Below are 12615 nucleotides of genomic sequence, written 5' to 3'. Positions count from 1 at the left end.
CAGAGTTTTAAATAGAATCCTTTTTTCTCTTTTATTCGAACGGTTTTTGATATAACATTTCTTTTACTTTCATCATGCTGATTTCACTGTACTACCGATCAGATTCTTCAAGATATCCAGCCTTTTTCATTTTCTCGATAACCTGCTGCTGTCTCTGTCTGGCAAGTTCTGGACTGGCTGTCGGATTATAGTTTGTCGGAGCATTCGGCACCCCGGCAAGGAGAGTACATTCATCAAAATTCATATCCGACGGCGCTTTTCCAAAATATCCGTTTGAAGCATCCGCCACGCAATAATAACCGTTTCCAAAGAAAATAGAGTTTACATACAGCTCAAAAATCGTATCCTTATCAAGCACAGATTCAATTTTAAACGCCATAAACATTTCTGCCACTTTCCGTACAATCTTTTTATCCTGCGTAAAATACTGATTCTTCGCAAGCTGCTGAGTAATCGTACTGCCGCCTTCTACATAAGCGCCCGCTTTTATATCATGAAAAAAAGCTCTTCCAACCGCGATTGGATCGACTCCAAAATGATCATAAAACCGTTTGTCTTCTACTGATAAAACAGCGTCGATATACGTCTGGGGCAGTTCATCAATCGTCGTATAATTTGACTGCGCTTCAATCCTTGCAGCCATCTCTTCCACACTCTCTTCCGACAGTGCGTTTTTATATTCCTCATACCCCTTATACCCAAGAACTCCGCCCGCAATTATCACACATAAAAAAATGAAAGAAAGCAACCTTTTTATTATTTTCATCTGAAACGTATCCTCCTCTTTCGTAAAAGTACTCTCCCGTTACATATTCAGTATATAAAATCTGTCTGCCCTCTTCCATTCTTTCAGCTTACGTTTCAACGAAAGACTCTTACATTTTTGTAAGCCGAAAACATTCCGGCTTCATTCTATTCTTCTCTTCGCAAAAACACCAAAGCTATATCTCATTTTGTCGTGCTTCCGAATCCGCCGTTTCTCACATCGGTCACAGCATCGTCAACGGTAATCCCGTATTCCACAAAAATCCCCTGCATAAAACCTTCTCCGGTTTTCAAACTTACCGATTTTTCTTCGTTACTGTCATTTGTGATCTTTGCAAAAATATGACCTTCATTATCAGAATTATAATAATCACTGTCAATAATCCCGACTGTATTATTAAGCTGCAGCCGATACTTAAATCCAAGTCCGCTTCTCGGATAACATTTCAAAACCCATTCCTTTTCCATCCAAACCCGAATTCCTGTAGGAATTTTAATCGTCTCTCCCGGATGGAGAACAACATCCGCCGGAACAAAAAAATCATATCCTGCGCTTCCCGCCGTCGCACGCATCGGCAGCTTAATATTGTCATATATTTCTCTTAGCTGCTCTTCTTTCCTGTTATATTCAGTCTTTTCAAACGTATCGTTCCATCCGTCTTTAAATTGTTCGAAACTGACCTTTTCAAACTTTGCGATCCTCTTCATCCGCCTAACTCCTTAATTCTGTTCCTTTTTGAAAATTCCCGATGTATCCAAAACATTCACAATCTCGCGAATTACATTTTCGTCTACAACAAGCGCCATTCTGACATATCCTTCTCCATTACTTCCAAAAGCGCTTCCCGGAGTAACAATAACCCCCGTTTGTTCCATCAGCTTCATACAGAAATCTGCGGACGATTCATACCCGTTCGGTATCTTTGCCCAAACAAACATCGTTCCCTGACTATCTCTGACATCCCAGCCAATCTTCCGAAGTCCGCCGCATAACGCTCGATTACGAGACGCATACTGCCGTCTCTGCTCCTCTATAAAATCATCGGGGCCTGTCAGTGCCGCGATTGCCGCATACTGCACCGGATAAAAAATACCGTAATCAATCTGCGAACGTAAAAGACGGAATTTACTGATAATTTCTTTGTTACCTACAACAAACGAAATCCTTGCTCCGGTCAGATTATAAGACTTGGAAAGAGAGTAAAATTCTGCTCCAACATCTTTCGCCCCTTCAAAAGAAAGGAACGATTTGCCCGGTTCGTCTCCGTATGTAATGTCTGAATACGCATTATCATGCAGAATTACAATATCATTTTCTTTCGCAAAAGCAATCAATTTCTCATAAAACGCATCTGGCGCGCATACACAGACCGGATTAAGCGGATACGAAACAATCATGTATTTCGTTTTCTTTAAAACATCCTCGGGAATACTATCCAGATCCGGCAAGTATCCGTTCTCTTCCTCAATCGTATAATATTCTACATTCGCCTTTGCAAGAACTCCACTCATCTCAAACATCGGATACCCCGGATTCGGAACAAGGATTACGTTGTCCGGATCACAGAACACCATACCAATATGTGCCATCGCTTCCTGAGAACCATAAACAGACATAATCTCATCTGTCTCCACATGCACTCCAAAACGCTTCTCATACCGATACTGTACCGCTTCCAAAAGTTCCGGCAGATCTGCCAGTGAATACTTATAGTTATTCGGATCTTTGCACGCCTCCTGCATCGCTTTCATTACATGCGGCGCAGGCTCAAAATCCGGCGTTCCTACAGAAAGATTATATACCTTTCGTCCTTCCTTCAATAACTGCTCTTTCTTTTCATTTAACGCCCCGAAAATTCCGGGTTTAAAATCATTGATCAAAGTTGAAAAATGCTTACTGTCCAACACAAATGCCCCCTAACATATGATAAATCATTCTCTGATTTTCAAATCGAATTGTTTCTATTCTATCACAGTTGTCATTTTATGTAAATGACAGGCATAATTCTATCCGCAAACCTACAAAGCTTAATTCTCTCTGCAAACCTGTAAAGCATAACTCATCCTGCCTGAATTTTACTTGCAAATGAATTTTTTATTTTTTACTTTTTCGTAATTTCCATGTCTGATATAAAATATCCTTCAAAACCAACATTGCATCCTGCTCGCCGTATCCATATTCTCGCTTCAATTCATCAAGCATCAAATTGATTCGCCTTGCATAATCAGAATAATTTACATCCTTTTGATATTGCACCAAAACAGGATATTTTTTACCCCATGCTGATGTCCAGTCAATTTTTTCTTCTGCTTTTTCATCCACCTTGAGAATAATTTCCTGTATTTCATTTAATTCTACATCAAATGCAATTAAATCATCCAATGATACTTGATAAAGCTTCGCCATCCTTTTTGACTGGTAAATGTCCGGAAGTGTTTCATTCGTCTCCCATTTTGATATCATCTGCCTGCTTACTCCCAACTTTTCAGCGACTTTTTCCTGTGATAAACCACATTTCTTTCTCGCATGAAACAAACTATTTCCTAGATTCATTCCGATTCCTCCTCGTTGATAACACAATTATAAAGAATAAAAAGACAAATTTCTACCAACTATATTTTACATATTTGTTTAATAATGCTGCAACTCTTGATTTTATAGAAATTCCATTGATGCTTATAACCACCTGTCCCATTGTACCGTCATTCACAAGAGCTCTTCCTGTGAAATGCTTTGATAGTTTTACAGCTTTTTCGCTACATACAGATAATTGATTGTTAGAAATCAAATCTACATGAACCATCTTGTAGGTTTCCCCATTTTTTTGTATACTTTATTTATAAGGAAGAGAAATAACTTCCTACAAATAATTAAGAATAATGAAACAAACGATCTTAAAAAAAACAAAAAGCGAAATCTATTATGAATTTGTAGGGATGAAGACCATCATCAGCTCATAAAGGAGGTACAAAGTGAAACGGAACAACCCCTATATAATTTTGTTGAAAGCAACAATAAGTTATATGTGGAAAAATCACCCCTATATGTTGGCGTGTGTTATTTCGGGAATTATATCGGGAATATACATGGCGATAACAGAATCGAACGCGACAAAACTGATTAGCGGTATCATAATTGGATTCTCTCCCATGATAATAAAGAAAATAGTGATCGCGCTTCTAAGCTGCACTAATAGTTGGGATAGACGGCGTTTTTCCGAACAGAAGATGTTAGAGCGAGAACGATACAAGAAACACGTGAAAGAGTACGTAGAAAGATTAACAAAAGATCAGAACTGAATCACGTAAAAGAACAGATTTCAAAACGATAAAAACAATCGGAGACTATGAAGAAAGTCTGTAAATAAGATCTTCTATGATAAGAATGGGCGAGAGACTTGAACAAAATCAGCTTTTCGCCTTTGCTTTATATATAACAGTTACAAAATTCCATGTCAACAGCAGGCGGAGAATCCGTCTGTTTTTCTGCCTTTTCATTACTCTGGCAAGCATCCTTCATACATAATACTCACCCCTCCATAGACCTGATCCCAGTTCCAGATCGTTGCAGTCCATTTTTTCGTCACTCTGACCAAAACTGCTAAGTTTCTTGCTTTTATGTAATCATCATACAACTGCTTCTGTATGATATTCATTTCTCCATTTGCTACGAGATTACCGATATAATCTCTTTGCTCTATCTTCCCAACTTCTGCAATCAGTTTCAAAGACGGAGCAACATACTTTTCCAACCGCTCCCACACCTTTTGCTGACTTTTCTTCTGTGGTTGCATGGTAAGTTTAACCTTGCCTATATCTTTCATCAGTTCCGCCCATGCTTGATAGGTTGGATAAAGCCTTTTCCGTATTGTCATGCTGTCTGTCGGCTTTTCTAAAAATCGTATTTTGCTGTTCAATACTTCCATTGCCAGTCCTGCCACATCTCTATATCTCAATAATTCCTGTACTACGCTTACTGCCATTTCCTGTCGAAATCTCAATTCGTATCTATTCCAATTTTCATCTAATTCTGTTCCATACTTTTTATTCTGCTCATATCCCTTTTCATAAAACACCAATCTCAAATTACTGGCTGAACTGCCGAGATAAAGACTGCCACCTTTACTCTGAAACACTTCCTCTTTCAGTTCTCCCGAGTCGTGAAAATCTATCTCTCATAACTTTGAAGAAAGTAATCCCTCTTTTGTCCGTACAATCAAATCGGGAATACTCAAATAAGGTTTTCTGTCGTCGATTGCCAAATCAATCCGAGGAACATTGATATGATACTGCAAACTCAGTTTAAGAAATCAAACCATGTTTCCTCATTGAGTTGTAAAAAATTCTCATAATTGCGACAACCTTTCCCACTCATTAAAATCTGAAAGCCTTGATACTGTGCATTTCCTGTTGACTTTAGCACCTTGATATTATCGAAGATTGCCACAACCTCATGTCCTGCAACCCCCTTTTCATAGCCTGTTACTGTCATAAGTTCCAAAGGTATTCTCAGTACATCTTCTATAACCGCTTCTAACGGAACTCGAAGCAGAACATAACCAAATCAACGGAACTCCTACTACTCTTACAATCAATCCATATCACTCTAAATGGTCTTTTCACAATGGATATGAACCATTTTATATCACCGCTATCAATTATAATTGAAAAGGAAAAGCAGACAGTCAATCGAAAAACTGTCTGCTACAAACTGGAATTTAGTGTTTAGAACGTCGAACAATAAAGTAAATCAACCACTCTATGACTAATACACCGAGATAAAAAATTCCCCATACAGCAAAACTAATCAGCTTTGCTTCTAGTGTCTGTACAGCACCATGTCCATCTACTGTTCTTGTAAACAAGAAAACACTAACACATAAGAAAACTATGAATTGAATAATTTGAGATATTTTCCAGCTTTTGCTTACCATATTGTTTCCTCCTTAAATTCTAATTTGTTTATTTCTGTCATTCTATCATATTTCCTAGTCTCTAGCATTACTTTTCTCATAAATTCAAGGGCATATTGCACTTACACAATACGCCCTCATAATATTGTTCCAAAAGACAGTTTATATCATACTTTTTGTACTCCCAATTTTGCGATACTGCCCGATATTTGACATCATTTTAGATACTTTGACTTTTCAACAAATCCCGTAGATACCTCATTAAAAAGGCGTTCCATATAAATCATATGGCGTTACCTGATATACATAATAATTGAGCCAATTTGTATAAAGATTATTCGCATGTGCTCTCCAAGTCAATACCGGTTTGTTATCCGGGTCATCATCAGGATAATAATTTTCCGGAATCTGCGGATTCAATCCTCGTCCCATATCTCTTTTATATTCTGAATCTAATGTCATACGATCATATTCTGGATGTCCCATAACAAAAATCTGACGTCCTTCCCTTGCCATACATAAGAACACACCTGCCTGAAGAGAATCTGCAAGGATCATAATTCTGTCATCTTTTTCCAAAAGTTCCTGTGGTACTTCTGTATGTCTTGAGTGAGGTGCCATAAACACATCATCAAATCCTCTTACAAGCGGGATTTTCCTATTTCTCACTCGATGCCTGTATACACCGGATAATTTCTTCGGAAGTGCTTTTTTATTAATTCCATAATGGTAATAAATTCCTGCCTGCGCTCCCCAGCACAAATGTAACGTTGAGGTTACATTCGTTTTTGTCCATTCCATAATCTCTGTCAATTCCTGCCAATAATCAACTTCTTCAAACTCCATCTGCTCAACCGGAGCACCTGTAATAATAAATCCATCAAACTTTCTCATTTTAATATCTTCAAACGCTTCATAAAACTTATAAATATGGCTTGTTGATGTATTTTTAGAAACGTGACTTGTCATGCGTACAAACGTCACATCTACCTGAAGCGGCGTATTAGAAAGAGATCTTAAAATCTGAAGCTCTGTATCTTCTTTCAGGGGCATAAGATTCAAAAGACCAATGCTGATAGGACGGATATCCTGATGCGCCGCCCTGTATTCATCCATCACAAATATATTTTCATGTTCCAATATTTCTTTTACCGGAAGATCATTTTGTACTCGAATAGGCATAATATTATTTTTCCTCTCCTTTAAATATATTTTTATCGGCATGAATATATGTTCCATCCGATTCTACATAACTATATTCATCATATGCTTCTGTACTGATTGGAAGCTTTTTCTTTTTCAGTTTATCATTAACAAGCATTCCCACAATATAATAAATAACTGCAAACGTAGGAACACCGAGTATCATTCCAGGAACGCCGAATATTCCTCCTCCGATCAGAATTGAGAATACGACCCAAAATGCTGACAGTCCTGTGGAATCCCCTAATATTTTAGGGCCAAGCACATTTCCGTCAAACTGCTGCAAGGCAATAATAAAGATTATAAAATAGATTCCCATCTTCGGTTCTGCAAGCAAAATAAGAGTTGCACTCGGAATCGCTCCAATGTAAGGACCAAAAAAAGGAATTACATTCGTCACCCCGACAATCACACTGACAAGCATCGCATATGGCATATTTAAAATTGAAAGACCGACAAAACAAAGGACACCGATAATCGCAGAATCAATAATCTTTCCTATAATAAAGCCTCCGAAGATTTCATTACTCTTAATCGTAAGATGAAGAACCATATTTGCATTCGAAGGTTTTAATATAGCATAAGTTATTTTCTTAGACTGTTTTGAAAACTTTTCTTTACTGAATAATACATATACAGACACGATCAAGCCAATCAAAACATTCATAATCTCACGCATAACATTGAGTACACCTACCGTTAATCCTGACATAAAATCATTAATACGCCCCATCAGATCTGTACGCATCCAGTTCTGCACAAATATAGTCGCCTCTTTCATCACACTTTGTACAATATTCCCGATCGTTGAATTTTCTGTGTTCATTTCACTTAACGACCGGATAAAACGATTCATCTGACTTGGAACATTCATGATCATATCTCGGAGACTTCGGTAAAGTTCCGGTATCATCATATTAAACAGCGTAAAAATAATCGTTGCAAGTATCACGATTGAAATAAAGATTCCTGTTGCCCGTGACATGCTTTTTGCCTGTTTAAAGTTAGGAAACTTTTTTTCCAAAAAAGGAATCATCTTTCGGTCAACCGCTTTCACGATTGGATTCAGCAGATAAGCGATTGCCAAACCGTAAATAATCGGCTTCGAAACCAAAAATATTTTCTGTATAACTCCCGATATGTGCCCTGCCCGCAAAAGAAGAAAATAAAAAAGAATACATGCCAACGCACCGACTACAATAGCTACAGTTTTACCAAATTGCTGTTTAATCCATGATGGTTTTCCTGTTCCGAAAGTCGGCTGTTTCACATAATATCCCGATTTATTCTCACTGCGTTTTTCATTCACTTTATATTCATTTTCTTTTTCGATCCCTATATGTTCCCGTTCCCCCGCCATGCTATATACCTTCCCGTCTTTTCATTTTTGAATGAATTGTAATTAATTTATTATAACGCTTGTAACTGGAAAGCGTCAACAGCAAAAGGAATCGCCTTTTTTGATCCAAAAGACGATTCCTTTTGCTGTTACTTTTTTATTCTTTCTTCTCTTTTTTCTTCCAGGGAATCTGTTCGGCAATCAGCCGTTACATGACTGAAATGTCGCGCACTCTGTTCCTGATGCATGTTTTGCATCTCCGCCTTCCACGCTAATCTTTCCCGCATGACATTCGCACTCTTTATTATACATACAATTTGTCGCTTTACAGTCAATACAAGAACAATCAGAAGCTTCTTTCATCGAATTTGTATAACTTCCTTCTTTTCTCTCCTGAAAGCTATCGCAGCATGTTTCCTGCGGATTCTTAGCCGTTTCTCCTCCCACTCTGATTTCATCCAGATCACAGAGGAACTGTTTGTTGTGAACACATGTCTGAACTGTACATTTTAATTGTGGCATAATGCTACCTCCTTTTTTCAACATCAATAGCAGTATGCCCATTCATTATTTTAATATTCCTTAATTTTGCTTTTTCTCAGCTTCATTGCCATAACAGCAAAAAATTCTCTCACGAGATAATTAAGCTGAAAAACATAATTTGAAGAAGCCGACAGCGAAAAAACATGATCATATCCTTCTTCTTTCGCCAACAGTTTCGACCGATAGCTGTGAAAATTATTTGTTACAATCCCAACCGTTTCTTGATCGGCTTTAAGAAACTTTCGACTAAAACGTAGATTTTCCCTTGTAGAGGTAGATTGATCTTCCATTCTGATCCGATCTTTCGAAATTCCCTGTTTTATAAGATACTCCGCCATTGCTTCTGCTTCCGTTATCTCTTCTCCTGCTCCCTGGCCACCTGATACAATTACTTTTGTTTCCTTATTTTTCTTCAAATAACAAACCGCCGTGTCTAACCTTCTTCGCAGAGAATCTGTAATCTTCTTGCCCCTCACCTGTGCTCCCAGAACAATAATCCACTGTGCTCCGTCCTCAGCTTTTGAGTACATACCTTTGCAAATTTGTATTTCCATAACTAAAAAAATACTCCACAGTCCGAAACAGATCCAACCCAAAAGTATCTTTACATATGCAGGAAACGGCACACATCCCAAAAACAGATGTGCGCCGCCGGTTAACAACCAAAAAACTGCAAAAGTCGATCGCAGTCTCCGGGAATAAATGGCCAGTATCAAATAATACAAAACACAGAAGATTCCCAAAGTCCAAAAATAATTTCTCATTTATGCGTTTCTTCCACAGCACTTTTTATATTTTTTACCGCTTCCACATGGACACGGATCATTCCTTCCGATCTTTTTCTCTTTGCGGATCGTTCCTGAAGATTTCTGTTCTCTGTACAGACGTTTTCTTGTATTTTCATCAAAAATCTTCTCCCACTGCGGAAGTTCATACAGCCAGTCAGCTCTCGCATCTACCATGTTTTTATATAATTTTTCTTTATCAAATCCAAGACTTACTTCTGTATCTTCATCCATTGTCTCTATTGGATTAGGCGTTACCAGACTATCGTTGATTCCGTCAAGAAATCCAACCATAGTCATCACATTCTGACCATATTTTTCAGCAAGTTCTTTTACTGTTCCCCGCACTTCTGTATCAGGATCCTCGAGAAGCTGCTCATAAATAGAAGACTCTATTGTAAAATACTTTCCCCAAAAACTTTCTAACTGCTCTTTTGACAGGTTTCTGTCATAAGCCATATCTCTCCATTGATCTAATAAACATTTTTCGCTCATTGTATATTGCTCCTTTATCTTTAAAATCCGTCCAAATCATTATATAACAATTTCTGTTTTCCGTAAACTATTATTTTAACTACTACTGTTTTAAGTTTTGAGTTTTTAACGTTTTTAAAATGTTTTATCCACTATTATTTTAAGCATAATTACGGTATACTTATTAACAGGAATTCTCATATCAATCTCTTTCTGCATTGATTGAACTCCAAAATATTTTTCGGAAAGGATTTTTACTATGAAAAACATAAAACGCATCCTTGCAGTCATCGCTGTGATTCTTCTTGTTGGAATGTATGCTTGCACACTCATATTTGCTCTAATCGGATCTCCTGCATCTACCGATCTGCTGAAAGCATCCATAGCCGCTACGATTTTAATTCCTGTTCTTCTTTATGGATTTATTCTGATCGCCCGGCTTATAAAAGACCGCAACGACCAAAATAACGATTAATCTTTAATTATACAATAACTCAACCAATTTTAAGGCTGCTGCGGTTTCTTCATGGCATTCTTTTCCTTCCAAGCCGCCGCGCTGCCTTATTGCTTGTCTCTTCTTCAAGTATTCTTCCATTGTCATCATTCTGATTTCCGTCTCGCTGTCATTTCGGCGCATAAAATATACCTCCTATTCCGATCTTTTCAAAACCCGGTCTTATATTCTATGCGTTCATACTGAAAAATATTACAAATAAAGATGGCAAAAGCTATCAACTCTCGCCATCTTTATTTACATTTTTATAAAACTGTGTTTCCGCCGTTCTCTTATCGATTCCGATAAATAATATCGTCTCTTCCCGGTCCGTTACTGATCATTGTAAACGGATATCCAACTTCTTTTTCAATAAATTCGATATAATTACGGCAATTTTCCGGAAGATCTTCGTATTTTCTGATTCCTCTGATATCTTCTTTCCAACCCGGAAGTGTCTTAAGAACCGGTTTTGCTTTCTCAAGAAGATGTGTAACAGGGAAATCTGTCGTTACTTCTCCATCAATCTCATAGCCGACACATACCGGAATTTCATCCAAATATCCAAGTACATCCAATACAGTAAACGCAACGTCTGTTGTTCCCTGCATTCTGCATCCATACTTGGAAGCAACACAATCAAACCAGCCGACACGTCTCGGACGACCTGTCGTAGCGCCATACTCTCCGCCGTCACCTCCGCGTCTTCTAAGCTCATCCGCTTCTTCTCCAAATATTTCGCTTACAAATGCTCCTGCTCCTACTGCACTTGAATACGCTTTACATACTGTGATTACCTGCTTAATCTCATAAGGCGGAATTCCCGCACCAATCGCACCGTAAGCCGCCAGCGTAGATGAAGATGTAACCATCGGATAAATTCCGTGATCCGGATCTTTTAAAGAACCAAGCTGCCCTTCCAAAAGAATATTCTTTCCTTCTTCCAAAGCATTATGTAAGAAAAGTGAAACATCACATACATATGGCGCTACCATCTCTCTGTAACTTACAAGTTCTTTGTATAATTCATCAGGATCGATCAATGGTTTGTGATAAAGGTGCTCAAGTAATACGTTTTTCTGCTCTGCAACACGAACCACTTTCTCTTTCAAAAGTTCGTCGTCAAAAAGTTCACTCACCTGAAAACCGATTTTTGCATATTTGTCAGAGTAAAACGGCGCAATACCTGATTTTGTTGAACCGAAAGATTTTCCTCCGAGACGCTCTTCCTCATAAGCATCAAAATTCTTATGATATGACATTACCATCTGCGCTCTGTCAGATACAAGGATCTTCGGCATCGGCACACCACGGTCTACAATAGACTGGATCTCCTTAAATAAAATCGGAACATCCAATGCTACTCCGTTTCCGATAATACTTGTCGTATGATCATAAAATACTCCTGACGGCAGTGTATGCAGCGCAAATTTTCCATAATCATTTACGATCGTATGACCTGCGTTTGCTCCGCCTTGAAAACGAACGATGATGTCGGCTTCTTTACCAAGCATATCTGTAATCTTACCTTTTCCTTCATCGCCCCAGTTTGCACCAACTACTGCTTTTACCATTTCCATTCCTCCTGCACATCGTTGCTTTTAAATAATTATGAGCGGTACTTATGAATAACCGCAGTTAGAATTATACTATATTTTTCTTATTATGTAAAATGTTATTTCGTTTTTTGTCTGCCTATTGTAATTATAGGGAAAAAGTATTAGAATAACAGATACATTCAGGATGTTTCTCCATTATACAGACGGAGCACATCTTCTTACAGAAAGGAGAGTCAACAAATTGAAAAAACTTGTTAAATGGTTTAGTATCTTCGCTGTTATCGGAACGGCGATCGGGCTTGCCGTCGCATATTTCTGCAAGAACAGTTCCGACAGTCCAGAGGAAAAGGATCCTGCCGATACCGAGGCTGACGACTTTGATCTTGATGCGGATCTGAAACCTGCTGCTGACAGAGAGTATGTGTCTTTAAAAAAAGCGGATGATAACACAGACTCAGCATCTCAACCACTTGAAGAGGAATAATGTAAAAAGATCTCGTGTATTTTATATCATATACACGGTGATTAAAACACGCCGGCG

15 protein-coding genes and 1 pseudogene are annotated in these 12615 nt (G+C 38.1%); 2 read left to right on the top strand and 14 right to left on the bottom strand.

The features are described 5' to 3' along the window. Nucleotides 1-91 precede the first annotated feature (91 nt). The 12 genes and pseudogenes from RCH61_RS01280 to RCH61_RS01225 all read right to left on the bottom strand — a co-directional run bounded on the left by RCH61_RS01280 (nt 92) and on the right by RCH61_RS01225 (nt 10043). Nucleotides 92-766, bottom strand: coding sequence for a transglycosylase domain-containing protein (locus RCH61_RS01280; protein ID WP_306479652.1), 675 nt, complete (start codon nt 764-766; stop codon nt 92-94). Between the two features lie 182 nt (nt 767-948). Then, nucleotides 949-1473, bottom strand: a complete 525-nt coding sequence (locus RCH61_RS01275) for a deoxyuridine 5'-triphosphate nucleotidohydrolase (protein WP_306479651.1) — start codon at nt 1471-1473, stop codon at nt 949-951. 12 nt (nt 1474-1485) lie between these two features. Beyond that, the gene (locus RCH61_RS01270) at nt 1486-2670 is read right to left on the bottom strand and encodes an aminotransferase class I/II-fold pyridoxal phosphate-dependent enzyme (RefSeq protein WP_306479650.1); all 1185 of its coding nucleotides are present in this window, start codon (nt 2668-2670) and stop codon (nt 1486-1488) included. Nucleotides 2671-2860: 190 nt separating this feature from the next. After that, complete coding sequence (locus RCH61_RS01265; RefSeq protein WP_306479649.1) at nt 2861-3319, bottom strand: helix-turn-helix transcriptional regulator; 459 nt, start codon at nt 3317-3319, stop codon at nt 2861-2863. A 52-nt stretch (nt 3320-3371) separates the two neighbouring features. After that, nucleotides 3372-3569 (bottom strand): hypothetical protein, encoded by a 198-nt coding sequence (locus tag RCH61_RS01260; protein ID WP_306479648.1) that lies wholly within the window; start codon nt 3567-3569, stop codon nt 3372-3374. A gap of 693 nt (nt 3570-4262) precedes the next feature. After that, a pseudogene (locus tag RCH61_RS09830) lies at nt 4263-5317 on the bottom strand (replication initiation factor domain-containing protein). A 166-nt stretch (nt 5318-5483) separates the two neighbouring features. Beyond that, the gene (locus RCH61_RS01250; RefSeq protein ID WP_306479647.1) at nt 5484-5699 is read right to left on the bottom strand and encodes a DUF3923 family protein; all 216 of its coding nucleotides are present in this window, start codon (nt 5697-5699) and stop codon (nt 5484-5486) included. 240 nt (nt 5700-5939) lie between these two features. Further along, complete coding sequence (gene metA, locus RCH61_RS01245; protein ID WP_306479646.1) at nt 5940-6860, bottom strand: homoserine O-acetyltransferase MetA; 921 nt, start codon at nt 6858-6860, stop codon at nt 5940-5942. A 4-nt stretch (nt 6861-6864) separates the two neighbouring features. Continuing rightward, nucleotides 6865-8241, bottom strand: coding sequence for an AI-2E family transporter (locus RCH61_RS01240; RefSeq protein ID WP_306479645.1), 1377 nt, complete (start codon nt 8239-8241; stop codon nt 6865-6867). A 180-nt stretch (nt 8242-8421) separates the two neighbouring features. Continuing rightward, nucleotides 8422-8742, bottom strand: a complete 321-nt coding sequence (locus RCH61_RS01235; RefSeq protein WP_306479644.1) for a DUF1540 domain-containing protein — start codon at nt 8740-8742, stop codon at nt 8422-8424. A gap of 50 nt (nt 8743-8792) precedes the next feature. Beyond that, nucleotides 8793-9317 (bottom strand): YdcF family protein, encoded by a 525-nt coding sequence (locus tag RCH61_RS01230; RefSeq protein WP_306479643.1) that lies wholly within the window; start codon nt 9315-9317, stop codon nt 8793-8795. A gap of 210 nt (nt 9318-9527) precedes the next feature. Further along, nucleotides 9528-10043 carry an SEC-C metal-binding domain-containing protein gene (locus tag RCH61_RS01225; protein ID WP_306479642.1) on the bottom strand — a complete coding sequence of 172 codons (516 nt, stop codon included), beginning with the start codon at nt 10041-10043 and terminating at the stop codon, nt 9528-9530. A 238-nt stretch (nt 10044-10281) separates the two neighbouring features. Between RCH61_RS01225 and RCH61_RS01220 the strand changes: the two genes are divergently transcribed. Beyond that, complete coding sequence (locus RCH61_RS01220; protein WP_306479641.1) at nt 10282-10497, top strand: hypothetical protein; 216 nt, start codon at nt 10282-10284, stop codon at nt 10495-10497. Between the two features lie 3 nt (nt 10498-10500). Here RCH61_RS01220 and RCH61_RS01215 read toward each other — a convergent pair whose 3' ends face one another. Both RCH61_RS01215 and RCH61_RS01210 read right to left on the bottom strand, forming a co-directional pair. Beyond that, nucleotides 10501-10659, bottom strand: coding sequence for a hypothetical protein (locus tag RCH61_RS01215; protein WP_306479640.1), 159 nt, complete (start codon nt 10657-10659; stop codon nt 10501-10503). Between the two features lie 149 nt (nt 10660-10808). Next, a complete protein-coding gene (locus RCH61_RS01210; RefSeq protein WP_306479639.1) occupies nt 10809-12089 on the bottom strand; it encodes an adenylosuccinate synthase in 1281 nt (426 codons plus the stop codon). A gap of 226 nt (nt 12090-12315) precedes the next feature. Here RCH61_RS01210 and RCH61_RS01205 point away from each other — a divergent pair, with 226 nt between their 5' ends. Beyond that, nucleotides 12316-12558: a hypothetical protein gene (locus RCH61_RS01205; protein WP_306479638.1), complete on the top strand. Its 243-nt coding sequence runs from the start codon at nt 12316-12318 to the stop codon at nt 12556-12558. Nucleotides 12559-12615 lie beyond the last annotated feature (57 nt).

This window comes from Mediterraneibacter sp. (genome assembly GCF_030825015.1).
Lineage (GTDB): Bacteria > Bacillota > Clostridia > Lachnospirales > Lachnospiraceae > Mediterraneibacter.
Note: the sequence above shows the minus strand (reverse complement) of the source record. Positions and strands in the feature narration are given on the sequence as shown.